Source organism: Halomonas sp. CH40 (genome assembly GCA_041875495.1).
GTDB lineage: Bacteria > Pseudomonadota > Gammaproteobacteria > Pseudomonadales > Halomonadaceae > Vreelandella.
Map to the genome: position 1 here is coordinate 1,975,492 of CP112982.1, position 26,198 is coordinate 2,001,689.

A 26,198-nucleotide genomic window follows, 5' to 3' on the forward strand; every position below is an offset into this window, starting at 1 on the left:
TCAGCCCTTTCTTTGTTCGAAATCGGCCATGAAGGCCACCAGCGCATCAACGCCCTCTTCTGGTACCGCGTTATATAGACTGGCACGCATGCCACCCACACTGCGGTGACCTTTGAGGTTCAACAACCCAGCCGCATCGGCTTCCGCCAGGAAAACGCTGTCCAGCGCTGCATCTGCCAGTACAAAAGGCACGTTCATGATCGAGCGGTTAGCCACCTTTATCGGGTTGCTGTAAAAATCGCTGCGATCAATGGCGGCATAGAGCTTTTCTGCCTTGCGCTGATTGATCTCGGCCATGGCCTTGAGGCCGCCGACGTCATGCTTCAACCACTGGAAGACCAGGCCTGCCAGATACCAGGCGTAGGTCGGTGGCGTATTGACCATCGAACCTGCTTCACTGATGCCCTTGTAATCAAATAGCGTCGGAATGCCAGTACGCGCCTGATCCAGCAGGTCATCGCGCACTACCACCAGGGTCAGCCCCGCTGGGCCGATGTTTTTCTGGGCACCGGCATAGATCACCCCGAATTTTGAGACATCCAGCGGCGCGGAAAGAATGCTTGACGACATATCGCAGACCAGCGGCACGTCACTACCATCGGCACGGGTTAGCGCTGGCGTGTAATCATAGGCCAAGCCGCCAATGGTTTCATTGGCGGTGTAGTGGGCATAGCAGGCATCCTTGCTGAGCTGAATCTCTTGCGGGCGTGGCACGGCGGTAAAGCCGTTTGCTGCGCTGTCTGCGGCCACGTGATAGGGCAACTCAAGGCGCTTTATTTCTGCCAGCGCCTTTTTGCCCCAGATGCCGGTCTGGATAAAGTTGGCACTGCCGCCTTTACCTAGGAGGTTCATCGGCAGCATGGCAAACTGCAGGCTGGCACCGCCCTGAAGAAACAGCACCCGGTAGTTATCCGGCACGCCAAGCAGTTCACGAAAATCGCTTTCTGCCTGCTCGGCAATGGCCACGAACTCATCACTGCGGTGACTCATTTCCATCACCGAAAGACCGCGCCCGTGGTAATCAAGCATTTCTGCCTGGGCGCGCTCCAGAACAGCCACCGGCAGTGCGGCCGGCCCTGCACAGAAATTAAAGTGACGTGTCATCGGTTCCTGCTGCCTCCTCGCCGTTGGCCTGTGGGGTGTCTTCATCTTCCAGCAATACTGCGTCAAGCTCAGTGTCTTCCGGCTCGTCAACACGCACGGTTTTTACCAGTTTTTCTTCCTTGCCAAGACGAATCAGCATCACGCCCTGGGTATTACGGGAAGTGGTCGAGACCTCTTCGACCCGGGTGCGCACCAGAGTGCCACGGTCAGTGATCAGCATCATTTCGTCGCTGTCATACACCTGCATACCGGCAACCATCTGGCCGTTGCGTGCGCTGGTCTGCATGGCGATAACGCCCTGGCCACCGCGCCCGCGCAGCGGGAATTCTTCCAGCCGGGTACGCTTGCCAAAACCGTTTTCGCTGGCGGTCAGGATATAGATCTGACCATCCGGCTGGGTGGCTTGTGGGGTTTCCAGCGATACCGCCGCATCCGCTTCACCATCCGGCTCCGCGTCCAGCTCAGCATCAATCTGCTGACTCTTGGGAATGATCAGGCTGATAACTTCCGCATCACCGGTCAGGCGCATACCGCGCACGCCTCGGGCGGTACGCCCCATGGCGCGCACATTGCCTTCTTCGAAGCGGATGGCCTTGCCGTTGGAAGACAGCAGCATGGCATGATCATCACCTGAGGTAATCGCCGCCCCGATCAGGCGATCATTTTCTTCAATATCAATCGCGATAAGGCCGACGCTACGCGGCCGCGAGAACTGCTCAAGGCTGGTACGTTTTACTGTGCCCTTGGCCGTAGCGAAGAAAATATAGTGGCTCGGGTCATAGTCACTGACCGGCAAGATGGTGCTGATCTGCTCGCCTTCATCCAGGGGCAGCAGGTTGACCAGAGGCTTGCCGCGCGAGCCACGGCTGGCCACCGGCATTTCGTATACTTTCAGCCAGTACACCTTGCCACGGTTGGAGAACAGCAGGATGGTGTCGTGGGTTGAAGCGACCAGCAGATGCTCAATGACGTCTTCATCTTTCATCGAGGTGGCCGACTTGCCGCGCCCGCCGCGGCGCTGGGCCTGGTAATCAGACAGCGGCTGGGTCTTGGCATAGCCGGAGCGCGACACCGTGACCACCATATCCTCTTCAGCAATCAGGTCGGCCATGGAAAGATCCAGATGGCTTGCCTGAATCTCGGTGCGCCTATCGTTGCCAAACTGATCACGCACGGCATGCAGTTCTTCGCAGATCACTTCCATCAGGCGATCTGGCGAGGCCAGGATGGTGGTCAGCTCGGCGATTTTTTCCAGAATCGCGAGGTATTCGTTAAGCAGCTTCTCGGTTTCAAGGCCGGTCAGGCGATGCAGACGCAGCTCAAGAATCGCCTGGGCCTGGGCAGGCGACAAGCGATAGTCGGTGGCCGACGGGTTCAAGCCAAAGCCTTCTTCCAGCTCTTCAGGCTTGCAGGACGTAGCGCCTGCCCGTTCGAGCATCTCGGTCACCTGGCCTGGCTGCCAGCTGCGCGCCAGCAGCTTTTCCTTGGCTTCTGCGGCGTTGGGTGACGCCTTGATCAGCTCGATGACCTCATCAATATTGGAGATAGCCACCGTCAGGCCTTCAAGAATATGGCCACGTTCCCGGGCTTTCTTGAGTTCAAACAGGGTGCGTCGAGTAACCACTTCGCGACGGTGGCGAATGAAGGCTTCAAGCAGCTGTTTCAGGTTCAGCGTTTTGGGCTGGCCGTTCTCCAGCGCCACTATGTTGATGCCGAACACATTCTGCAGCTGGGTTTGCGCAAAAAGGTTGTTGACCACCACTTCGCCAGACTCACCGCGCTTGATCTCGATGACTACGCGCAAGCCGTCTTTATCGGATTCATCACGCAGCTCGGCAATGCCTTCAATGCGCTTTTCCTTGACCAGCTCAGCAATTTTCTCGATCAGCCGCGCCTTGTTTACCTGGTACGGCAGCTCGGTAATGATGATGTGGTCACGGCCGGTTTTATCGTCGTGCTCAATGGTGTGGCAGGCGCGCACATAGATGCGCCCACGCCCGGTACGATACGCTTCCAGAATGCCCGCACGGCCATTGATGATACCCGCTGTCGGGAAATCAGGCCCGGGAACGTATTCCATCAGGTCATCCACCGTGAGGGTGTAATCGTCAATCAACGCCAGGCAGGCATCGATGACCTCACGCATGTTATGCGGCGGAATATTGGTCGCCATCCCGACGGCAATCCCGGAGGAGCCGTTGATCAGCAGGTTGGGCACCTTGGTGGGCAGAACATCCGGGATGCGCTCTGTGCCATCGTAGTTATCGACCCAGTCAACGGTTTCCTTTTCCAGGTCCGCCAGCAGTTCATGCGCGAGGCGCGACATGCGCACCTCGGTGTAACGCATGGCGGCGGCGCTATCACCGTCGATGGAACCAAAGTTGCCCTGGCCGTCGACCAGTACGTGGCGCATGGAGAAATGCTGCGCCATACGCACTATCGTGTCGTAGACGGCGCTGTCACCGTGCGGGTGATACTTACCAATCACATCACCCACGACACGCGCTGATTTCTTGTACGGTTTGTTCCAGTCATTACCCAGTTCATGCATGGCAAACAGTACGCGCCGATGCACTGGCTTCAGGCCGTCGCGCACGTCTGGCAGCGCGCGGCCGATAATGACACTCATCGCATAGTCGAGGTACGACTGCTTGAGCTCGTCTTCAATATTGACGGGCAAGATTTCTCTGGCGATGTCACCCATGAAAGTCAGATCCTTTGCACTGCTTTGGCGCTGCGATAGTTGAAAGCGCTGAAAAAAACCACCTTACTTAACGTTACAAGGTGGTGCGCAAATACCGCTACATCATACCACTGCAGAAGCAGCAAGGGCAGTCAGTGACATCGCTAGGCTGTGATCAGGCGCTAAAGTCTGATTTATCCAGGGTCAGCGCCTCCAACGCCTCACGCACCTGGCCTTCAATGGGCGCGGCTTTGTTGGCATTTATATCCAGCAGCACAAAGGTCAGATCCGCCTGGGCAACCAAAGCGCTATCGCGGCGCCGAATCACCTGGTGATGACAAACGGCGCTGCGCTCCCCCACGCTGATAATCCCGGTCAGCACTACCAGATCATCACCCTCCAACGCCGCCTTGCAGTAATCAATATTCAGGTTGACCACCACAAAGGCTTTGCCTACCCGCCGCAGTTCTTTAATCAAGGCGGGATGATCATCAAAGAATCCCCAGCGGCCCTCTTCCATAAATTCAAGGTAGCGGGCGTTGTTGACATGACCATAGCCGTCAAGGTGATAGCCGCGAACCCGTAAAGCGTGGCGTGAAAGTTTGTCGGACATTTTAATCTCCTGGTCTTGGCTTGTTGAAAAGTGAACCATCACTACAAATCAAACACATGTTTGAAAACCATGCAATCCTCGCATTGCATAACAGACTTTTACAACAGACGTTCGTGAATCGCGCTGGCAGGCAGGCGCTGCTTTCGCCATAATGAGCCACTTTTCATTTGGGTACAGGCGTCATGTGGTTTAAAAACCTGCTGTTATACCGTCTTCACGGCGACCAGGAGCTTTCACAAGAAGCGCTGGAAGAAGCGCTACAAGCGCACAAATCCACGCCGCTGGGCAATGCTGATGCCCGCAGACTGGGCTGGACGGCGCCCGCAGGACGCACTGGCCACGGTCAGTTGCTGCATGAAATGCAGGGCCAACGGTTGATTAGCGCCTTACGCCAGGAACGCCTGCTGCCCGCCTCGGTGGTCAAGGAAGAAGTGGATGAACAGGTCGCAGAAATTGAAGCGGCCGAGGGGCGCAAGGTATCTCGCAAGGAAAAGACCGCCTTGAAAGAGCAGGTGACCGAAACCCTGCTGCCCCAGGCCTTTGTGCGCAGCCAGAAGGTGGATGTCTGGTGGGACACTCGCCATCAGTTGATTGGCGTCAATGTCAGTTCACGCACAAAGGCGGAAGATATTCTGGATCTGCTGCGCGAAACCCTGGGCAGCCTGAAAGTCACGCCACTGGCGGCCAAAACCTTGCCGCTGCGCGCCATGACCACTTGGCTGAACGATGCCAGCACCCGCCCCAACGATATGCAGCTGGGCGATCAGGTTGAGCTCAAAGCCAAGGGTGATGACAGCGTACTGCGCGCGCGCCAGGTAGACCTGGATAGCGACGAGATCCAACAGCTGCTGGCCAGTGACCGTCAGGCCAGCAAGCTGGCGTTAAGCATCGAAGGACGACTAAGCTTTGTCTTACATGAAGATTTGGCGCTTAAAGGTCTGCGTTTCAGCGATGCCTTGATTGAAGAGGCCGATAATGCCGATGACGCTGACGATGCGCTTGTTCGCCTGGAAACAGATTTTATCCTGATGGCGCAGGCACTGGCCGAAGATACCAAACGCTTGCTGGCATGGCTGGATGGCGAAGCAACAGCGTCACCTCTTGAGACATCACCTCTCAAGGGATAAACACGGTGCCACCGACTGAAGGGAGCGTTTTACGGATCGCATGACTGATTTCAAACCAACATCCAATACAACATCAAATATGACAACAGGCACGGTCGATCATATCAGTCAGGCGGAAGACCCCTGGGCAGATATTCGTCCCTATATGGATCACGAAGTGGCTGATGTGCTGACGCGTCTTTCCCGTGATAGCGAACTGCTCAACGCCCTGACCCGCTTTCGCCTGCCGCGCTTGGCCCGCTGGGCGCCGCCGCTGGCGCGGGCACTGGCCAGTCATGCGGTACGTCGCGAAGTAAAGGACGTCTCGACTGTCTACGACTTCCAGATGCGGATTGCCCATTACATGGAGCGCATGATCCGCACCACCACCGACAGCTTCGAGGTATCGGGGCTGGATAAGCTTGATAGCAACAGCGCCTATCTGTTTATCGGCAACCATAGGGATATTTCACTCGACCCGGCCTTCGTCAACTACGCCCTCTACTTGGCAGGCCGCGATACCGTGCGCATTGCGATTGGCGACAATCTGCTTAAAAAGCCCTATGTCACCGACCTGATGCGCTTGAACAAGAGCTTTATCGTGCCGCGTAGCGCACGGGGCAAGCGCGCCATGCTGGCGGCTTATCAACAGCTTTCGGCCTATATTCGCCACTCGATCACTGAAGACCAGCATTCCATCTGGATGGCCCAGCGCGAAGGACGTGCCAAAAATGGCATTGACCGCACCGAGCCTGCGATTATCAAGATGCTGACTATGGCGCGCCGCAATGCCGAGCGCCAGGTGGCGTTTGGCGATGCGATTGCCGAGCTGAAGCTGGTGCCCGTATCGATCAGCTATGAGTACGACCCCTGCGACCTGCAGAAAGCCCAGGAGCTCCACGACGTTGATCACCAGGGCAGCTACGCCAAGAGCGAGTTTGAGGATATCCAGTCGATTGTTGCCGGCATTACCGGCCATAAAGGCCGGGTGCAGCTACGCTTTGGTACGCCTATCGGTACCGACATGGCCACCCCTGACGAAGTGGCAGCGGAAATTGATCGTCAGGTCATTGGTGGATATCGGCTGTTTTCAAGCCATTACCTGGCACTCGACACCTTGGGCGATGCCCCTGAACTGGTGGCCCGCAAGGCGATTACCCGCCAGGATAAAGAGCGTTTCCAGGCGCGCCTGGCCGAGGTACCGGAACATCTCAGGCCTTACTGGCTGGCGCAGTACGCCAACCCGGTCAAACATAAAGCAGGGCGCCTGATGGGATAAGCCCTATTGAGACGCGCAAGATTGCTCGCCGTTAGCTGGCGTTTAGATGCCCTGAAAAGTAAAAAATGCTATTGTCGCGCTTATTATCACTGCGCTTTGCGGCACTACAGGCCAGGCCAAACAAGGAGACCTACCATGTCTGCTTCAGAAATCCAGAAAACGCGTATCATCAACGAACTGCAAGGGTTTATCCGCAAACTGCTCCAGGACCCGAAGATCCTCGAACAGTCGCTGGAGGTAGCACGCAAGGAATTTGCCAATGGCAACTCTCAGGATGTCATGGCGCGTATCGCCAATGAAATTTCTGACACCACCAGTGTGCATATTCCTGAAGACCCCGCCGAGCATTCAGAAGCCGACAAGCTGTTTCTGGCGCTGTTACGCGAAGTCATCATGGAAGAGCAGGCCCTTTACTAGCCCTGTTACTGACTGCTTTTACACTGGTTCCCGGCGAAGCATCGGCCTGCTTCGCCGGGTTTATTTCAGCCTGATTTCAACAGAAGTGTCTTAACCTATGTCACATACTGCCACGCGCAATATTCTGGTCACCAGCGCCCTGCCCTACGCCAACGGCGATATTCACCTTGGTCACTTATTGGAATATATCCAGACGGACATCTGGGTGCGTTTTCAGAAAAGCCGTGGCCAGGCGTGCTACTACGTTTGCGCTGACGATGCCCACGGCACCGCCATCATGTTGCGCGCCGAGCAGGAAGGCATCACTTCCGAAGCGCTGATCGAACGGGTTTCCCGCGATCATCAGGCCGACTTTGCCCGCTTTGGCGTTAGTTTTGATAATTACCATTCCACCCACTCTGTAGAAAACCGCTATTTCAGCGAGCTGATCTACACCCGCCTGCGCGATAAAGGCCATATTGCCACCCGCGATATTGAGCAGATGTTTGACCCACTTAAAGGCCTGTTTCTGGCGGACCGCTTTATCAAAGGCACCTGCCCGAAATGCCACGCTGAGGATCAATACGGCGATAACTGCGAAAAGTGCGGTGCCACCTACACCCCAGCGGAGTTGATCAACCCGGTTTCAGCGATTTCCGGCGCCACGCCGGAAGTGCGCAGTTCCACCCACTACTTCTTTAAGCTGCCGGATTTTGCTGAGTTCCTGCAGCAGTGGATCAATGACGGCCATGTCCAGCCGCAGATTCGCAACAAGCTGATGGAGTGGTTCGAGTCCGGCTTCAACGAGTGGGATATCTCCCGCGACGCGCCCTATTTCGGCTTTGAGATTCCTGACGCGCCAGGTAAATATTTCTACGTCTGGCTGGATGCTCCGATTGGCTATCTGGCCAGCTTCAAGCACCTGTGCGAACGCGAAGGGATTGATTTCGATGCCTTCTGGCAGCCCGGCTCTGACGCTGAGGTCTACCACTTCATCGGTAAGGATATCGTCTACTTCCACGCGCTGTTCTGGCCCGCCATGCTCCACGGGGCTGATTTCCGCACCCCAACGGCGGTTAACTGCCACGGTTTTGTGACCGTCGACGGCGCCAAGATGTCGAAATCCCGCGGCACCTTCATCAAGGCAGCCACCTACGCGGATTTCCTCAACCCGGAATACCTGCGCTATTACTTTGCCGCCAAGCTGACTTCCAAGGTCGATGACCTGGATCTTAACCTGGATGATTTCGCTGCTCGGGTGAACAGCGATCTGGTGGGCAAGGTAGTCAATATTGCCAGCCGCTGCGCCGGGTTTGTGAAAAAGTTGGGGGATAGCCAGCTCTCGGCAAACTGCGCCGAGCCGCAGATGCTGGCGCGCTTTATTGCCGCCGGTGATGAGATTGCTGACGATTACGAAGCCCGTGAGTTCAGCCGCGCCATGCGCCGGATCATGGAGCTGGCCGACGAAGCCAACACCTACATCGCCGATGCCGAACCCTGGGTGTTGGCCAAGCAGGAAGGCCGCGAGCAGGAGGTGCTGGATATCTGCTCTGTCGGCATTAACCTGTTCCGCCAGCTGATGGTCTACCTTGCCCCTGTGGTGCCCGCCATGGCCGAACAGGCGCAAGTGTTCCTGAACCTTGAAACACTCGATTGGCACAGCCGCCACGCCACCCTGCTGGGCCATACCATCAACAAGTTCAAACCGCTGATGACCCGCGTCGAGCGTGACCGGATTGATGCCATGATTGAAGCCTCAAAGGAAGATCTTGTGGAAGAACAGAAACTCAAGGATGCCGTAAAAGGCCCGCTGGCCGATGACCCGATTGCCGAAGAAATCAGCTTTGATGACTTTATCAAGGTCGACCTGCGCATTGCCCGGATTGCCAAGGCCCAGTATGTGGAAGGCGCGGACAAGCTGTTGCAGCTGACCCTGGATCTGGGCGGCGAAACCCGCAATGTGTTCTCCGGCATTCGTAGCGCCTATGCGCCGGAAGCCCTGGAAGGCCGCCTGACCGTGATGGTCGCCAATCTGGCGCCGCGCAAGATGCGCTTTGGCATGTCAGAAGGCATGGTACTGGCCTCGGCCAATGATGAGGGCATCTACCTGCTATCGCCGGATACCGGCGCCGAACCCGGCCAGCGGGTAACATAATCACAGCAACGCCAGGGTTCATGGGTGTTATTTCCAAACCCTGGCATTCAGAAGGCAGGGAGGGAGCCTTGGCCTTTGTAGATACTACATCGGCTCATTTTTCCATCAGGTTACCCTTATATGCAACTACACACTCCACGCTCGTTGCGCCTGCGTTTTCTTGCTGCTCTAGGTGGCCTGCTGGTGCTTGCCTTATTCGCACTGGCTGGCGTCAGCACATGGTTGATCTTTCCTGCGCTGCAGGCAGAAGAGCGCGCCCTGATGGAGCGGGAACTGGATCGTATCGAACGCAGCTTCGAACTTGACCAGCGCCAACTGCATGCCCATGTAAGAGACTGGGCGCACTGGGATGATACCTATGAATTTATGCAAGGTGACTACCCGCGTTACAAAGAGGCCAACTTCAGCCAGGAAATGTTTGAAGACATGCGCTATCAGATAATGGCGTTTTTCACGCCTTCTGGTGACGTTTATTTTCTGGCAGGGATCAACCCATCAAACGGTCGTTATGCGACCTGCGACGCCCCCACTGAAGGCTGCGCCTGGATGGAGCCTTGGGTGCGGAGCATGCAGACAGCTATTAATAATCAGCAGGCCAAAACAAAAGCCATCTACGTCCACCAGCAACCGGGGCTGGTTTCCGCCAACCCCATTCTGCGCACCGACGAGACCGGGCCGCAAAGCGGCTGGCTATTCAAGCTGAGACTGATGGATGAGGCGTGGTTAAGTTTTATGGAGGAGTATACCGGCCTGCCGATATCGCTCAGCCTTGCCAGTAACCCTGACACAGCGACTGACAGCGACGCGTCCCGAGATCATTTCAGTTTTAATGGCAACCGCGCCTACGCCGAGCGTGATTTTCCTACCTACGACGCCCCCGATACCCCTGTATTGAGAGCCGGTATAGAGCTTAACCGCACCAGCTACCTGACCAGCTTGAAGACCTTTCGCTATGTGCTGCTATGGACGGCTTGCCTGATGATAGCCGTCATCGGCCTGGTGCTCTTACTGCTTGAGAAGATTATCCTCAAGCCGCTGCGCCTGTTGACCTACTTCACCCAGCAGACCGATATGAGCGAAGCGGATATTCAGGGGCTTACCCGGCGTAATGATGAAATTGGCGTTTTATCCCGCACCTTTCAGCAACAGTTTACCCGTCAGCAGGAGCTCAACGCAGAGCTGCTAAACATTTCTACCCATGATGCGCTGACCGGCTTACCTAATCGTCGGCTGTTTGATCAACGCCTGGAGGAAGTCTTTGCTGATGCGGTTGCCAGCTCAAGGGCGCTTGCTGTCATCATGCTGGATATTGACCATTTCAAACTTTACAACGACCACTACGGCCATCAGGATGGCGACGAATGCCTGCAAAAGGTAGCGGACGCCTTTGCCAGCGTCTCCAACCGGCTTGGGTTTCTTATTGCCCGAACCGGCGGTGAGGAATTCAGCGCCATACTCCCCGACATTCAACCAGAAGCTGCCAGGCAGATAGGCGAACACCTCAAACAGGCGGTGGACAGTCGGCAACTGCCTCACCCTGAATCGCCCGTCAAACCTTTTGTGACCATCAGTATTGGCGTTGCCATGCTGGGTGACAGCCGTTCCCAGACGCCCAGCGGTGTCATGAGCTGTGCAGACGAGGCCCTCTACCTTGCCAAGGCAGCCGGTCGCCATCAGGTTGTCATGTACTCATCGCCCAAAGCCAGCCCAACGTCTGCTAAACGCAATACATCACCATGAACGAATTTTTTCTGATGCTGATTGGCACGGTACGGGGCAATAACTTCGTCAAACTGTTGCAGCTGACTCTGGACCTGGGCGCCGAGCCTGGCCAGCAGGTCACTTAAGGAGCTATTGGTGACCAATACACTCGCGCTAATCGAAGCCGTTGATGCCCTGCTGCCCCAGACCCAGTGCGGCAAGTGCGGGCAGCCAGGGTGTCGTCCCTACGCAGAGGCCATCGCCGCCGGCGAAGCGATCAACCGCTGCCCGCCCGGTGGCCAGGCCACCGTTGAGCAATTGGCTGAGCTGACGGGTCGGCCTGCATTGCCTCTCGAACAGCCTGCCCAGCCGCCACTGGCAGCCTATATTCGCGAGGCTGAATGCATCGGCTGCACCAAGTGCATCCAGGCTTGCCCGGTGGATGCCATCCTCGGTGCATCAAAACGCATGCATACGGTGATCATTGACGAATGTACCGGCTGCGAGCTGTGCGTGGCTCCGTGCCCGGTAGACTGCATCGACCTGCTCCCGCACCCACAGTGGCAAGCGGCTGAAAGCCCAGCCGCGCAGGATAATTACCTGGCTCGCCGTGCCGCCAAGGGGCGCGCACGGTTCACCGCCCGTAACCAGCGCCTGGCCCGGGAGCAGCGCGAGAAACGCCGCGAGCGTCAGAAGCGCGCAATTCAACAGCGCTCACGTGCATCGCGCAGCGCAAGCACCACCGCACAGCGCCAGCGGCAAATGGCAGTAAAAGCCGCTGAACAGGCTCTCAAGCGGGTGCAACAGCAGCTGGAGAGCGCCCAGCGCCGCGAGGATGCCAAGGCCGAAGCCACCGCACGGGCACAGCTTCCTGATGCCGAGCGAATGCTGGATGAGGCAAGACGCACACTGGAACAGACTGCCAAGGAATAATATGAACGCTAACAAACGCTATCAGATCTTTGCTCGGTTGCGAGCTGAGAATCCCCACCCGACCACCGAGCTTAACTGGTCATCGCCGTTTGAACTGCTGGCAGCGGTTCTGCTCTCGGCCCAAGCTACTGATGTCGGGGTCAATAAAGCCACAGCGCGGCTGTTTCCGGTAGCCAATACGCCACAGGCGATCATTGATCTGGGCATTGATGGTCTGAAAGACCATATCAAGACCATTGGCCTTTACAACACCAAGGCTGAAAACCTGATGAAGACCTGTCACCTGCTGGTCAATCAGCATGGCGGCGAGGTTCCCAAGACGCGTAAGGCTCTTGAAGCCCTACCCGGCGTTGGGCGTAAAACCGCCAACGTGATTCTCAATACCGCCTTTGGCCAGCCGACCATGGCGGTTGATACGCATATTTTCCGGGTGTCCAACCGCACCGGCATCGCCAAGGGCAAGGATGTGGTTGAGGTCGAAAAAAAGCTGATTCGCCATATGCCTCGGGAATTCAAGCAGGATGCCCATCACTGGCTGATCCTGCACGGCCGCTATACCTGTGTGGCCCGCAAACCTCGCTGCGGCAGCTGCATCATTGAAGATCTGTGTGAGTTCAAGGAAAAAACCGAGCTAGACGCCTAGCAGTGCCTGATAAGGAGCCTGCCACTGGGGCCATTCCCAGCGCTCGGTGGAAAGCGATGGCGGACGTGTTGCCGGGTCTGTCAGCCAAGTCTGCAACCTGTGCTGCAAGCCTTCCACACAGCCGTCATAGCGATACTCGGGCGGATAGAGTTCCGGAAAGCACAGCCGATCCGGCACCAGGGGCAGTACACCCCGCTGGGCAGCCTCCATAATGGCCAGCCCCTGAAATTCATGCCAGGTGGTCGACACGACAATCCCCCCTTCACTCAACAGCGCTTTATAGTCACTTTCCGGCTGAGCCCCCCAGGCAATGATATGCGTGTCGAGCCGCTCTCTGGCCTGCTCAAACACCTCGGGCGACTGGCGGAACTGCTGCCCCATGACGGCCAGCTCAAAAGGTATACCCTGATCACTAAGGGCATACAGCGCAGTAAAGAAATCCTGCGGGTTCTTATCGTATTCCCAACGGTGGTTCCAGATAATGCGAGTTGGCTTGTTAATATTAGGCGCCTTGCAAGATAACGGTATAAAAGACGAAGATAGCGGGCGAATCGGCACGGGCAGAATATGCGCGTTGTTTCTCAGCGTTTCCAGGCGCGCAGCGGCAGGCAGATTTTCAGGCATCTTTTTCAAAAAGGCGCGCGCACCGTCGACAAAGGAGTCCCGATTATAAGCGCTGTTAAATACCACCTCATCCGCCGCCAACGCCGAATAAAGGTTAACCATCCTGGCTTCTACCAAGGACACTTGTTGGGCAGATTCCGGGTAGGCAAACTGATTTTCATGGAAGTACACCACCTTTCTGGCACTGCCCAGGCCAGGATAAAGGCCGATCAGCGTGGCAAGATCCACCATTGACGTCGCCAGCACCAGATCATAGGGCTGGTCGAGTGTTGCATGCTCCTTGAGCGCCCAGGTCAGTGGGTTACCGCGCACTCGCCAGCTGAAATGGCGTGGCGGCAAGGTAAGAGTCGTCCACTCGGCATCGGTATGCGCCATCACCTGTTCAGCCCAGAATTGATGGCTTACTGCCGCATAGGCAGACAGCAATAACGCACGCATGGGGGATTCTCCAGGGTAATCAGTGCAGCAGTTAGCGATGAGATGGCGGCAGCTACTTTAGCAGCATTCGGCCAAGGTCGTCTTTGCCTTATCTGAGGCTACCCATACACTTAAAGCAAAAGGCGATAAAATCAGCCTGGAGCGCTAACATCAATAACAACCATCAATAACAACGCCACTCAGTATCTCGGGAGAGTCACATGGCCAATATCCTGGTAGTCGATGACGAGCCCAACATTGTTCTGTCGCTGGAATTTCTGATGGAACAGGCAGGCTACAAAGTCACGACAGCAGAGGACGGCGAGCAAGCCCTCGCGTGCGTGGAAAGCACCACACCAGATTTGATCCTTCTGGATATCAGCCTGCCGGGTATCAGCGGCTTTGACGTCCTTGAGCAGCTGCGCGCTCAGGCGACAACCGAACGTTTACCCATCATCATGCTGACCGCCCATGGCCGTGAGGTCGAGCGCGAAAAAGGCATGGCCATGGGCGCTGATGACTACATTACCAAACCTTTTTCCACCCAGGCACTGGTTGAGAAAGTGCGCCAGTTGATTGGCGAGGAGGCCTCATGAATCGGCGCGGGCTGCCCAAGCGCCAGCGCCTGATCGGCTTGTGGCTGTTGCTTAGCGGCATCAGTTTTCTGGGTGGCGCCATTTTTGCGGCCCTGCTGGATGCCCAGCTGGCCCCCCAAGGATGGCAGCGCTGGGTGCTGTGGCTGGGCAGTTTTTCCGGTGGCGCCACCATCTTTCTGGTCGGCCTGTTGCTGGAACGGATGCTGTTTACACCCTTGCGTCACCTGCAAGTTCAGCTGGCCAGGCTGGTGGCCAACCCGGATGCCCGCGATGAACACCCGCCGGAAGGCTGGCTGAAAGGCCTCGGGCCAGATCTGCGTCGGGTACACGAAAGCTGGCAGGCTGATCGCAGCCGTCTGGCCACTGCCCACACTGAGGGCGCGCGCAGTGCCGCGCGTATCCGCCAGGAGCTGGAAACCCTGCTGCAGGTACTTGAAACGCCCTTGCTGCTGTGTGACCAGCATCGCCGCGTCATGCTGTTCAATCAGGCCGCCGAAGATTTTTTCCATGATCAGGATGGCCTGGGGCTGGGTAAACGCCTGGAAGCCCTGGTGCCCAGCCCCAGCCTGCAACAGGCCATGTCTCAACTACCTCAGGATGGCTCGCCCCGTGAGCTGCTGGCCCCGTGTGATCAGCGCTGGCTGAAGATTTTGCTGCGCCGGGTGCCGGGCAGCGAGGGCGAGACCCTGCTGACCTTCACTGATGCCACCGCCTCCTGGTCAAACGAAATGGGCGTGCGCGCCGACCTGGCGGCCATGTTGACACCCCTGCGCCAGCACACTGCCAGCCTGATCAGTGCCGCCGACGCGCTGATTCAGCTGCGCCAACAGGGTGACCGCAGCGCCGGGCTGTGCGAGCGCCTGGAAGGGGTGATTCAGTCTGAAGGCACCACCCTGGGCGATAACGTCGCCCGTATCGGCCAATTGCTGGATGACATGCAGCATCAGGGCGAGCGCCTGTCACCCATGTGGTCGAACGACTTCTGGCAGGCTCTTGATGAACGGCTTGACCCGGAGCACCGTCTGATCACGCCGATTGGCATGCCCGCCTGGTTCAAGGGCGATGCACCAGCGCTGATTGCCCTGATGGCCTCGCTGATCCAGCACCTCAGCGCCTATTTGCCCGAAAGCGGTTTTGAGGGCGAGGTCTGCCTGGGCAACAAACGGGTCTATCTGGATTTCATCTGGAAAGGTGACCCTCTTCCGGAGCGCGAACTGGCCGAATGGCACCGCCAGCGCCTGGAGGTGCTGCCGCTCTCCCCTACTGTTGCTGATGTACTGCGCCAACACGCCAGCGATACCTGGAGCCTGGCCGATGAAGGCAGCGGCTATTCGCGCATCCGTTTACCCCTGCCCGCCACCGAGCGGGTTGGCGCGCCCCGTGAGGCGATGCCGCCACGGCCGGAATTCCACGATTTCGGGATTGCCGACCTGCCGCACCCGGATGAAGCACTGGCCAATCGGGCACTGCGCAGCCTGGAAGTGGTTGCCTTTGATACCGAAACTACCGGCCTTGAGCTGCGCCGGGGAGATACCGTCATCAGTGTTGGCGCCTGCCGGGTAGTGAATGCCCGCCTGCTAGCCAGCGAAACCTTTGATTACAAGGTTGACCCCAAACGGCCTATACCCGCCGCCAGCACGGCCATTCACGGCCTGACCGATGCCGACGTGGCAGGCGCCCCGCCGCTGGATATTATCCTCAACCGCTTCCGCCAGTACGTGGGTGATGCGGTGCTGCTGGCCCATAATGCGTCTTTTGATATGCTGGCGATCAGTCATCACGGCGTCGATTTTGACCTGCCGGTGCTCGACACGCTGCTGATTTCCCGGGCACTCGATGAAGCTATTGACGGCCATGACCTCGACAGCCTGGCCGTGCGCTACCACCTGGCCTTTCCCCCCGGCACCCGGCATACCGCCCTGGGGGATGCCCGGGTCACCGCAGAACTGTGGCTAGCACTATTGCCGCGCCTGGAGGCGCGCGGGATCGACACCCTGGAAAAACTGCTTGCCCTGCAAGCCAATGCCTTTGATAAAGCCGATGGAAGTGCCTGATGAAGCCCTTTGCTCAAAGCTCCCGACGTAATGAGCGCCTTATGGCGTTAACATTGCTGATGGTGGTGCTATTCAGCCCACCGCTGTTGACAGCGGTGGACCGCCTACCCGGCTGGGCCAGCCTTACCCTATACCTTTTCATTGCCTGGGCCGGTGTGATTGGCCTGACCGCCTGGCTGATGGAAGGCAGCAAGGGGCACTAACGCCATGCGCACTGACCTTGTCATCCTCGGCGCTGCATTCAGCTATCTCGCACTGCTGTTTGTTGTTGCTGCCTGGGGCGACAGGCGAGCCGAACAAGGTAAGTCTATCATCGGCTCCCCCAGCGTCTATGCCCTGTCAATTGCGGTTTACTGCACCGCCTGGACATTTTACGGCAGCGTTGGGCGGGCGGCGGAATACGGGCCGAGCTTCCTGCTGATCTACCTGGGGCCAACCCTGGCCATGCTCACCGCTCCCTTTCTGTTGCGCAAAATGGTGCGGATTGCCGCGCGCCAACGTATCACCTCCATTGCAGACTTTATCAGCGCCCGCTACGGCAAGAGCTCTGGCCTGGGGGCACTGGTTGCCTTGATGGCATTGATTACCATCACGCCGTATATTGCCCTCCAGCTCAAGGCTATCACGGTCAGCCATGCTGTGCTGATCAACTACCCCGACTCACCCGATGCCAGCCTGGCGAATGAAGGTTTCTGGTTGGATAAATCACTGTGGGTGGCGCTGGTGCTGGCGGTGTTTATCATCCTGTTTGGCACCCGCCATCTGGATGCCAGCGAGCGTCATGAAGGCATGGTGGCAGCAATTGCCCTGGAATCCCTGGTCAAGCTGGTGGCCTTCATGAGTGTCGGCGTTTTTGTGGTGTTTGTGCTGTTTGCCGGCCCCCAGGATCTGTTTCAACAGGTCGCGCTTAGCCCTGATCTGGCGGATACCCTGCGCCTGGATCAAGTGCCCGGCGGAACCACTGGCTGGGTAGGCATGCTGATTCTGGCGTTTCTGGCGTTTCTGACCCTGCCCCGCCAGTTTCAGGTGCTGGTGGTGGAAAACGTCGATGAACATCACCTAACACGGGCCAGTTGGTTGTTTCCTATTTACCTTTTGTTGATCAACCTGTTTGTGGTGCCGATAGCACTGGCGGGCCTGCTGCTTGGCGATGTGGCCGGCGACCCAGATAGCTTTGTGCTGACCCTGCCGCTTTCAGCGGGCGCTGAAGGCTTGCCGCTGTTTGTGTTTATCGGCGGGCTATCAGCCGCCACCGGCATGGTGATTGTCGAAACCATTGCTCTATCTACCATGGTCAGCAACCAACTGATCATGCCGCTGTTGCTGCGTTTCAGGTTTTTGCACGCCAGCCAGCCCGGCCAACTGGCGGGCTGGCTGCTGGGCATTCGCCGGGTTGCCATCGTACTGCTGTTGCTGCTGGGTTATCTTTATCACGCCTTGATGGGGGACGCCTACAGCCTGGTGACCATAGGGCTCGTCTCCTTTGCTGGCGTGGCGCAGTTTGCGCCCGCCCTACTGATTGGCCTTTACTGGCGCGGTGCCTCACGCCTGGGTGCCATGCTTGGGCTGATCGCCGGGTTTGGCGTCTGGGGGTATACCCTGCTGTTGCCCGGCTTTGCGCAATCCGGCTGGTGGGACATGGCGCTGATTGAACAGGGGCCCTGGGGCATTGAATGGCTCAAGCCCTATGCGCTGTTTGGCCTGCAGGGCTGGGATATCTATACCCATGCGCTGCTGTGGAGCATGCTGGCCAACGTCGGTCTGCTGGTCGGCGCGTCACTGTTCAGCCGCCCCACGCCGCTGGAACAGACCCAGGCGGCGCTGTTTACCGAAGCCATGCACCCCAACCTGCAAGGCACCACCCTGTGGCGGGGGCAAACCACCCAGGGGGAACTGCGCGACCTGCTGGCGCGCTATCTGGGCGCAGCGGCCACCCAGCGGGTATTTGCGGATATCGCTGAATCCCAGGACGCTGCCGACCAGATCGCCTCCCACGCGCTGGTGACCAGTGCGGAACAGGCCCTGGCCGGTTCGCTGGGCAGCGCCTCCGCCAGAGTGCTGATCAATTCGGTGGTACGTGGCGAAGCGCTGGATCTTGAAGGTTTACTGAGCATTCTCGACACCACGTCGCAAACCCTGGAATATAACCGCCGCCTGGAACAGAAATCTGATGAGCTGGCGCGCATTGGCGAAGAATTACGCAGTGCCAACGAACGCCTGCGCGAGCTTGACCGCCTCAAGGATGAATTTGTCGCCATGGTCAGCCATGAACTGCGCACACCGCTGACCTCCATTCGCGCCTTTGCCGAGATACTGCGTGACGGTGACAACCTGCCTGAACACAAACGCCAGCATTTTCTTGGCGTTATCGTCCATGAAAGCCAGCGTCTTTCACGCCTGATAGAGGAAATTCTCGACCTGGCCCGGCTGGAAAGCGGCCGCTTGACGCTTGACCCCAAGCCGCTTGACCTGGCCCAGGTGGCCCAGCGCAGCGTGGATGCTATTTCCCGCCTGCAGGAAAACCGTGGCATCGCCCTCGATAGCGCCATAGACGTCGAACCCGCCATCATTATTGGTGATGAAGACCGTCTGGAGCAGGTCATCATCAACCTGCTCGACAATGCCGGCAAGTTTGCCGATACCGATCAGCCCAAAGTGCGCCTGCGTCTCTATCGCCACAAACGTCATTATCGGCTCAGCGTTGAGGATAACGGTAAAGGGATCAGCGAAGACGAGCGGGAAAGAGTCTTTGAGAAGTTCCACCAGATTCAGGAACAGGGTGAAGTGCCGCGTGGCAGGCCCAAAGGCAGCGGCCTGGGTCTCCCCATCAGCCGGGGCATAGTCGCCCATCTGGGCGGGCGGCTATGGGTGGAAGATGCCCCTAACCTGGGCGGCGCCTGCCTGATCATGGAACTGCCCGAAGCGCCTGAACAGGCCCAGTAGAAAGGTGCTCAGTTTACTCGGCGGCTGCTACGCACCTGAGTCTGCACCCAGCTAACAAAACGCCGAACCGTCTGCAGGTCATACACCAGCATATGCACCTGATCGGCCCGCAGGCGAGCAAGGTCCAGCCAACTGTCTGCCGTCAACCCGATGGCCATCTGGTGGCATTGCTGATCAAACATCAGCTGCTGCAAACGCTGGAAAGTCGCCAGTACGCTTTCAGCCTCACCAAGGCTGAGTAGACAGCCGGGTGCTACCCCAAGAGCCAGCAATCGGCGGCGGGTTGATACTTCCTTACAGCGCTGATGCACCGCCAGCAGACGCACCGCGCTGACCAGCGGCATCAACCCCTGGCGCTTGAGATCAATGGCCTGCTCAAAAGGCCCTTCCTGAGTTGAGGTGTTGGCCAGCCGTCCACGGCGATTCAGCGCTACCGGCAACTCATCCAGCAGGGCGGCCATTTCATCCATGAATAAGGCGCGGGTGGGCAGTATCTGCGTCACGGACTTGGCCAGATCATCCGCCAGCCAGCGATCACCGTGAACGGGGTTGAAATCCAGCAGGATATTGGTTTGCTGAACCCGTTTGACCTGCCTGTCCTGTGTCCACAGTTCCAACTGGGTCTGCCACTCGCTCAGGCGTTTTCGCCACATTGGCCAGCGGGCCATGACGTGCCCCTGGCACAGCGGAATACCCGCTTCATCCAGACGTCGGGTAAACCCTTCCCCCAGGGCCTGGAAATAGCCGTCGATATCACGCTGACGGCTGTCCGGATAGTCTTCAATGATCAGGGCATTATCCTGATCAGGGCCCAACAGGCTTTCATCACGGGCACCGGAACCCAGTACCAGCACACAGTAGCGTACCGGTACAGGGCCCCAGCCCTGGCTGGTCATTTCTTCGAGGGATTCATCAATCGCCCGGCGATACAGCCAGGCATTGTAATCACTGATCAGCTGGCTGATACGCCAGGCAGGAAGGTCATAACGGATCAGTACCTCTACCCACTGGCGTTGCCACTGATAGGCAGAGGATAAATTCGCAGGTGCAGCCGAAAGCACGCGCTGCAGGGGTTCCATCAGGCGTTGTTCACCGACCTCAGGGTCAAATGGCGGCTCAAACAGACAGCGCCATGGCGAGGCACGGTGCAACCAGTGCATAAGGGGGTCAGGCGCTCGAGTCGTCCGCCGCTTGCTGGCGGGGGTCGGGTTCAAACATGGCGTCGCCTACTTCCTCGATGTAACGTTTGGCCTTGGTGACCATCATTTCATCGCAGGCATCACGGCTTGGCAGCATATCCGAACGTTCAAAGCGGTGTTCACGCAATTTACCCTCGTCAAGCCGCTGCTGAATCACACCACTCACCCGATACTGACCGCTCTGCACATCCGGTTCGGATATGATCAGATAGCCCGCATACTCAATCGCCTCAGCAGCTTTTGCTCGGCTGTTGGCTTCACCGTCACCTGCACTGAACAGGCCTGAAAGCAGCTTTTTCAGCATACCGACTCCTTGAATGGCAAGCGGCGGCAGCACACTGCTGCCGCACGCATTGACAGGTTAGCTCTGCTGGCGACCCTTACCGGCCGCAATCCGCAGACGCAGGGCATTCAGCTTGATAAAGCCTTCTGCATCTTTCTGGTCGTAAGCGCCCGCATCGTCCTCGAAGGTAGCAATCGATTCATCAAACAGCGATGCGTCCGACTTGCGGCCAACCACGGTGGCGTTGCCCTTGTAGAGTTTCATGCGTACAACACCACCGACGTTTTTCTGGGTTTCGTCAATGGCGGCTTGCAGCATGCGACGCTCCGGGCTCCACCAGTAGCCGTTATAGATCACTTCGGCGTACTTGGGCATCAGCTGGTCTTTCAGGTGCGCTTCTTCACGATCCAGAGTCAACGATTCGATCGCACGGTGGGCGCGCAGCATGATGGTGCCCCCCGGTGTTTCATAACAGCCCCGCGACTTCATGCCAACGTAGCGGTTCTCAACGATATCCAGACGGCCAATACCGTTGTCACCACCCATCTTGTTGAGGGTTTCCAGCACTGCATGGGGTTTCATGGCCTGACCGTCAATCGCCACGATGTCGCCCTGATCAAAGGTCAGCTCAACGTAAGTGGGCGTCTCCGGCGCGGCCTCGGGAGACACGCTCCAGCGCCACATGTCTTCTTCTGCTTCGGCCCAGGGGTCTTCAAGAATGCCGCCTTCATAGGAAATATGCAGCAGGTTGGCATCCATGGAGTACGGCGATTTTTTCTTCTTGCTGGAGAAATCTACCGGAATATCATGCTCTTCACAGTAGGCCATCAGCTTTTCACGGGAAGTGAGATCCCACTCACGCCAGGGTGCAATGACCTTGACGCCCGGCTTGAGCGCATAGCCGCCCAGCTCGAAACGCACCTGATCGTTACCTTTGCCGGTCGCCCCGTGGGAAATGGCATCGGCGCCGGTTTCGTTGGCAATTTCGATCAACCGCTTGGCAATCAGCGGACGCGCAATAGAGGTGCCCAGCAGATATTCGCCTTCGTAAATCGTATTGGCGCGGAACATCGGGAAGACATAGTCGCGCACAAACTCTTCGCGCAGATCTTCAATGTAGATTTCTTTCACACCCAGCGCCTGCGCCTTGGTACGGGCAGGCTCGACTTCTTCACCTTGACCGATGTCGGCGGTAAAGGTCACCACCTCGCAGTGGTAGGTTTCTTGTAACCACTTGACAATTACAGATGTATCCAGGCCGCCGGAATAGGCCAGAACCACCTTCTTGACATCGGACATTCTTGACTCCTTGCTGATCAAAAAAAGCTCACTGATAAAAGCGCAGCGTCTTGGCGTTGCGTTCAAAACACAGAGTATAGCGCTCTGCGCAGTCAACGAATACCCAGGCAGCGACGACTGTCAATGAAAGCTGATAGAATCCGGCTACTCAACAAAGTAACTGACCATACATTTATCAGTGGCACTGAGCACCACTGACTCGCTACCAAGGAGAGCTGCATGAGCGAGGCAATTGCCCGCGATTTGATGGCCCAGCGTTTTCGCAGTTATCTGCCGGTTGTGGTGGATCTTGAAACCGGCGGATTCAACGCCGAACGCGATGCGGTACTGGAGATTGCGGCCGTTACCCTGACCATGGACCCGGAAGGTAATCTGCTGCCTGACGCTACCTATGCCTATCACCTCCACCCGTTTGAAGGGGCGAATGTCGAGCAGTCAGCGCTGGATTTTACCGGCATTCGTCTGGATGACCCACTGCGCCGCCAGGTTGCCTTGAGCGAAGAAGAAGCCTTGGGGGAAATTTTTCGCCCCATCCGCAAGGCCATCAAGGCACATGGCTGCACCCGGGCGATACTGGTGGGGCACAATGCCGCCTTTGATCATGGCTTTCTGAATGCGGCAGCCAACCGTTGCGGCATCAAGCGCAACCCCTTTCATCCATTTTCCAGCTTTGACACGGCAACCCTCGCTGGGCTGGTCTATGGCCAGACGGTACTCGCCCGCGCCTGTCGCGCTGCCGGTATCGAGTTCGACAACAAGGCGGCCCATTCGGCTCGTTATGATACCGAACGCACCGCAGAGCTGTTCTGTGCCATGGTCAACCGCTATAAGGATCTTGGCGGCTGGCAGCTGGCCGTGCGCGAACAGGCCATGGATGACAATGAGGATTGAGCCAGATGTATCGAGCGGATGCAGGCTCAGGCCCTTTACGCTAAACTTCGTCAACCGCTGACAGCAGATGCCTGGGAAAACCCACGTTTTCCTCGGTATTCATGCGCATGATGCAGTTCAGTCAAAGCCCCCTTTCAGGAGAGAAAGCGTTTCCATGGCCCAGCACAATGCCTTTTATGCCCAGTCCGGAGGCGTCACCGCCGTCATCAACGCCAGCGCCTGCGGCGTCATTGAAGCCTGCCGTGAAGCCCCCGAGCACATCAACAAGATCTACGCCGGCCATAACGGCATTATCGGTGCCCTGACCGAAGATCTGATTGATGTCACGCAGGAAAGTGAAGAGGCCGTGACGGCCTTGCGTCATACGCCGGGGGGTGCCTTTGGCTCCTGCCGTTACAAGCTCAAGGATATCGAAACCCACCGTACCCAGTACGAGCGGCTGATCGAAGTCTTCAAGGCTCATGATATTCGCTACTTCTTCTACAATGGTGGCGGCGACAGCGCCGATACCTGCCTGAAGGTGTCACAGCTTTCCGAAAAACTCGGCTACCCGCTGACCGCCATCCATGTGCCCAAGACCGTCGATAATGATCTGCCGATTACCGACAACAGCCCAGGCTTTGGCAGCGTCGCCAAGTATATTGCCACTTCAACCCTGGAAGCCTCGCTGGATATCGCCTCGATGTGCGCCACCTCCACCAAGGTATTCGTGCTTGAGGTCATGGGCCGCCATGCGGGCTGGATCGCCGCTGCCGGTGGCCTGGCCGGAGAGGGTGAAGGCGAGCCACCTCACCTGATCATCTTCCCGGAAGTTGCCTTTGACCGCGCTGCCGTGATGGCACGGGTGGATAAATGCGTGAAGGATTACGGCTACTGCGTGATTGTCGTTTCCGAAGGCGCGCGCTATGAAGATGGCACCTTCCTGGCCGACGCTGGCAACACCGACGCCTTTGGCCACCGCCAGCTGGGCGGCGTCGCGCCTACCCTGGCGGGTATGGTCAAGCAGGATCTGGGCTACAAATACCACTGGGCTGTGGCGGATTACCTCCAGCGCGCTGCGCGCCACCTGGCTTCAAAAACCGACGTTGAACAGGCCTATGCGGTGGGTCGCGAAGCGGTCACCCTGGCATTGGCAGGTAAAAACGCCATGATGCCGGCGATTCGCCGCGTCGCCGATACGCCCTATCAGTGGGATGTGATTTCGGCACCGTTGAAAGATATCGCCAATCAGGAAAAATTCATGCCGCGTGACTTCATCAGTGACGACGGTTTTGCCATTACCCAGACCTGCCGCAATTACCTCTCTCCGCTGATTCAGGGCGAGGATTTCCCGCCGTTTGAAAACGGCTTGCCCAGGGTAGCCAAACTCAAGCTGGCCAAGGCCGAAAAACGCCTGCCGGTGTTTACGCTCTAGGGCACCCGCTTTTTTCAGCGACCATAGCAAAGACTAACGGCCGGGCATTTAGCCCGGCCTGTTTGTTTAAAGCTTAGAATCTAGAGTTCAGTGTTTCTAACGCAACAGCCAGGAAAGTACCAGCAGCAACAGCAGAATACCCGCCACGCCCTGCCAGAAACGCCGTGAATCCTGGCGATTCTCCCGTCTCACGCGCCCTAAAGGCAAACGCAAGGCACGCAGGAATTCCGACATGCGCCGAAACCTCAGGGCCCGCTGTGGGTCGAGGGCACGACGCAATGCATCGTCAAGATCCACAGAAATTTCCGGGTTAGCCGCTCGGGCACTGCGATAGATAAGCCCTTCCAGATCGGTATGGCTGCGTAGCTTGTCCGGGGTTAACTGATAAGGCAGCTGGCCGGTCAGCAACCAGTAGGTTGTCGATGCCAGCGAATATTGATCACTGCGCCGCCCGACGCTATCACCCAACGCATATTCAGGCGCGGTATGAGGGCCGAAACCCACTTGGGCAAGCAGTTCGCCGGAATGGCGGTGGCCATCCGCCTCGCGCACATGGCAGGCGCTGAAATCTGCCAGCACCAGTTTGCCATGGGGGTCAATCAGGATATTTTCCGGGGTGATCTGCTGGTGGAGTATATCCCGATGATGCAGCGCCTGCACCGCCTTGCCCAGCTGATTGGCAATTTCAAGCCGCTGGTTCAGGCTTGCCTGGGGGTGACGTTCCGCCCAGGACTGAAGCGTCTCACCTGCCACATAAGCCATCAGGTAATACAGGTAGCGGCGAGGCCGCGAAGGCTCCATCACCTTGACGACATAGGGGGAATTGACCCGTTCAACGACCCACTGCTGCAGCAGGAAATGCTCCAGATAGGCATTGCGCAATGATAACTCTGGGCTTGGCGCCTTCATCACCATTTCGCGCTGGCTATGCACATCGCGCACATGGTAGACCCGCGATTGCGCCGTGCGCGACAGCACACTGAGTATTTCAAAGCCATCAAAACGCTCGCCGGGCGAAAGCTCAGGGGGGATGGGCAAATCGCCATACACACGCCCAGGATGGTCATTGACTTCATCCGGCAACTCATCAATGCGCACCAGCTGAAAACAGAATTGCTCTCCCCCATAGCCACGCTCCTGAGCGCGTGCCTTGGCTTCATCGGCCAGGCGTTCACAGGCAGCATCCAGATCGCTGGCGTCCTGGCGGATCAGGCGGACATAATCAGACGGTAACAGGGTGCCGCCGACGGCCTGGGTGGTAAACAGGAAAAGGTCGCCCTGTTTCAGCGCCAGCGGGGTGTAATCAATATCCAGGCTGCCATCCAGGCCGAGTGCCCGCGAGGGGTAGCGGTAACCGCCCAGATCCGTCACATGATCACGGGAAAGCTGCTCGAACTCGGCGCCGCGCAAGCGAAAGACCAGGGTATCGCCCATATGGAAAAGATGCCCTTCCCGGTGGCGCAGCACCAGTGCCGATAACGACGAAACAAAACTACCATTACGCACATGCTGGCTTTGACTGTAACACCAGCTGTTCAAGGCCCTTAGCACACGAGTAGCGGATACCTTGGTATCCCAATGGTCGGGGGTTGAGAAGTAATCAGCCAGAAATCCACGCACACTCAGGTCTCCAGCCTGCTTGGCGAGGCTGTTGCGCGCCACTGAATCGCTGATAATCGCACAGCCGCCCTTGGCCTGTAGCAAGGGTTCTTCTGGAATGCGCACTGACATGGAGCTGCGATGTTCGCGTCGGTCAGGCGCAACAAAGGCTTGACCATAACTTATCAGCAGTTGAGCTTTGGCCAAGTGCGCCTCCTTGATCGGCTAACCTGAATCATCATCTTCATAAGCGCATGATACACCGC

General features: G+C 57.6%; 21 protein-coding genes. 13 read left to right on the forward strand and 8 right to left on the reverse strand.

The window, feature by feature from the left end:
* The 3 genes from serC to OR573_09155 all read right to left on the reverse strand — a co-directional run bounded on the left by serC (nucleotide 1) and on the right by OR573_09155 (nucleotide 4,400).
* Entirely contained in the window at nucleotides 1-1,104 is a 1,104-nt protein-coding gene (gene serC, locus OR573_09145) for a 3-phosphoserine/phosphohydroxythreonine transaminase (GenBank protein ID XGA78691.1), read from the reverse strand.
* A complete protein-coding gene (gene gyrA / locus OR573_09150) occupies nucleotides 1,088-3,808 on the reverse strand; it encodes a DNA gyrase subunit A (GenBank protein XGA78692.1) in 2,721 nt (906 codons plus the stop codon). The genes serC and gyrA overlap by 17 nt, the downstream gene beginning before the upstream one ends.
* Before the next feature lie 154 nt (nucleotides 3,809-3,962).
* Nucleotides 3,963-4,400, reverse strand: coding sequence for a thioesterase family protein (locus tag OR573_09155; GenBank protein ID XGA78693.1), 438 nt, complete (start codon nucleotides 4,398-4,400; stop codon nucleotides 3,963-3,965).
* Between the two features lie 182 nt (nucleotides 4,401-4,582).
* On the opposite strand from OR573_09155, the gene OR573_09160 reads away from it, so the two are divergent.
* The 7 genes from OR573_09160 to nth all read left to right on the forward strand — a co-directional run bounded on the left by OR573_09160 (nucleotide 4,583) and on the right by nth (nucleotide 12,613).
* Nucleotides 4,583-5,527 (forward strand): recombination-associated protein RdgC, encoded by a 945-nt coding sequence (locus OR573_09160; GenBank protein XGA78694.1) that lies wholly within the window; start codon nucleotides 4,583-4,585, stop codon nucleotides 5,525-5,527.
* A 79-nt stretch (nucleotides 5,528-5,606) separates the two neighbouring features.
* Nucleotides 5,607-6,785: a 1-acyl-sn-glycerol-3-phosphate acyltransferase gene (locus OR573_09165; protein ID XGA78695.1), complete on the forward strand. Its 1,179-nt coding sequence runs from the start codon at nucleotides 5,607-5,609 to the stop codon at nucleotides 6,783-6,785.
* A gap of 135 nt (nucleotides 6,786-6,920) precedes the next feature.
* Complete coding sequence (locus OR573_09170; GenBank protein ID XGA78696.1) at nucleotides 6,921-7,202, forward strand: hypothetical protein; 282 nt, start codon at nucleotides 6,921-6,923, stop codon at nucleotides 7,200-7,202.
* Nucleotides 7,203-7,299: 97 nt separating this feature from the next.
* Nucleotides 7,300-9,336 (forward strand): methionine--tRNA ligase, encoded by a 2,037-nt coding sequence (gene metG, locus OR573_09175; protein XGA78697.1) that lies wholly within the window; start codon nucleotides 7,300-7,302, stop codon nucleotides 9,334-9,336.
* A 120-nt stretch (nucleotides 9,337-9,456) separates the two neighbouring features.
* Nucleotides 9,457-11,076, forward strand: a complete 1,620-nt coding sequence (locus tag OR573_09180) for a diguanylate cyclase (GenBank protein XGA78698.1) — start codon at nucleotides 9,457-9,459, stop codon at nucleotides 11,074-11,076.
* A 117-nt stretch (nucleotides 11,077-11,193) separates the two neighbouring features.
* A complete protein-coding gene (locus tag OR573_09185; GenBank protein ID XGA78699.1) occupies nucleotides 11,194-11,970 on the forward strand; it encodes an RnfABCDGE type electron transport complex subunit B in 777 nt (258 codons plus the stop codon).
* A gap of 1 nt (nucleotide 11,971) precedes the next feature.
* Nucleotides 11,972-12,613, forward strand: a complete 642-nt coding sequence (nth, locus tag OR573_09190; protein ID XGA78700.1) for an endonuclease III — start codon at nucleotides 11,972-11,974, stop codon at nucleotides 12,611-12,613.
* On the opposite strand, the gene OR573_09195 is transcribed toward nth, so the two are convergent.
* The gene (locus tag OR573_09195) at nucleotides 12,602-13,675 is read right to left on the reverse strand and encodes a DUF3524 domain-containing protein (GenBank protein XGA78701.1); all 1,074 of its coding nucleotides are present in this window, start codon (nucleotides 13,673-13,675) and stop codon (nucleotides 12,602-12,604) included. The two genes, nth and OR573_09195, sit on opposite strands and share 12 nt — an antisense overlap.
* A gap of 200 nt (nucleotides 13,676-13,875) precedes the next feature.
* On the opposite strand from OR573_09195, the gene OR573_09200 reads away from it, so the two are divergent.
* Genes OR573_09200 through OR573_09215 form a run of 4 tightly spaced genes read left to right on the forward strand, consistent with a single transcriptional unit; the run spans nucleotide 13,876 to nucleotide 19,247 of the window.
* A complete protein-coding gene (locus tag OR573_09200) occupies nucleotides 13,876-14,250 on the forward strand; it encodes a response regulator (GenBank protein XGA78702.1) in 375 nt (124 codons plus the stop codon).
* Nucleotides 14,247-16,304 (forward strand): exonuclease domain-containing protein, encoded by a 2,058-nt coding sequence (locus OR573_09205; GenBank protein XGA78703.1) that lies wholly within the window; start codon nucleotides 14,247-14,249, stop codon nucleotides 16,302-16,304. The genes OR573_09200 and OR573_09205 overlap by 4 nt, the downstream gene beginning before the upstream one ends.
* Complete coding sequence (locus OR573_09210) at nucleotides 16,304-16,507, forward strand: hypothetical protein (GenBank protein ID XGA78704.1); 204 nt, start codon at nucleotides 16,304-16,306, stop codon at nucleotides 16,505-16,507. Before OR573_09205 ends, OR573_09210 begins: the two co-directional genes overlap by 1 nt.
* A gap of 4 nt (nucleotides 16,508-16,511) precedes the next feature.
* Nucleotides 16,512-19,247 (forward strand): sensor histidine kinase, encoded by a 2,736-nt coding sequence (locus OR573_09215; GenBank protein XGA78705.1) that lies wholly within the window; start codon nucleotides 16,512-16,514, stop codon nucleotides 19,245-19,247.
* Between the two features lie 8 nt (nucleotides 19,248-19,255).
* Here OR573_09215 and OR573_09220 read toward each other — a convergent pair whose 3' ends face one another.
* The 3 genes from OR573_09220 to OR573_09230 are packed head-to-tail and all read right to left on the reverse strand — an operon-like array spanning nucleotide 19,256 to nucleotide 22,046.
* Nucleotides 19,256-20,407, reverse strand: coding sequence for a DUF294 nucleotidyltransferase-like domain-containing protein (locus tag OR573_09220; GenBank protein ID XGA81706.1), 1,152 nt, complete (start codon nucleotides 20,405-20,407; stop codon nucleotides 19,256-19,258).
* A gap of 7 nt (nucleotides 20,408-20,414) precedes the next feature.
* Nucleotides 20,415-20,750 (reverse strand): HlyU family transcriptional regulator, encoded by a 336-nt coding sequence (locus OR573_09225; protein ID XGA78706.1) that lies wholly within the window; start codon nucleotides 20,748-20,750, stop codon nucleotides 20,415-20,417.
* Nucleotides 20,751-20,807: 57 nt separating this feature from the next.
* Complete coding sequence (locus OR573_09230; GenBank protein XGA81707.1) at nucleotides 20,808-22,046, reverse strand: argininosuccinate synthase; 1,239 nt, start codon at nucleotides 22,044-22,046, stop codon at nucleotides 20,808-20,810.
* 201 nt (nucleotides 22,047-22,247) lie between these two features.
* Between OR573_09230 and rnt the strand changes: the two genes are divergently transcribed.
* Together rnt and OR573_09240 are read left to right on the forward strand one after the other, a co-directional pair.
* A complete protein-coding gene (gene rnt, locus OR573_09235) occupies nucleotides 22,248-22,919 on the forward strand; it encodes a ribonuclease T (protein XGA78707.1) in 672 nt (223 codons plus the stop codon).
* A 154-nt stretch (nucleotides 22,920-23,073) separates the two neighbouring features.
* Nucleotides 23,074-24,333 carry a 6-phosphofructokinase gene (locus OR573_09240; GenBank protein XGA78708.1) on the forward strand — a complete coding sequence of 420 codons (1,260 nt, stop codon included), beginning with the start codon at nucleotides 23,074-23,076 and terminating at the stop codon, nucleotides 24,331-24,333.
* A 96-nt stretch (nucleotides 24,334-24,429) separates the two neighbouring features.
* Here OR573_09240 and OR573_09245 read toward each other — a convergent pair whose 3' ends face one another.
* Nucleotides 24,430-26,139 (reverse strand): protein kinase, encoded by a 1,710-nt coding sequence (locus tag OR573_09245; protein ID XGA78709.1) that lies wholly within the window; start codon nucleotides 26,137-26,139, stop codon nucleotides 24,430-24,432.
* Between the last annotated feature and the right edge of the window lie 59 nt (nucleotides 26,140-26,198).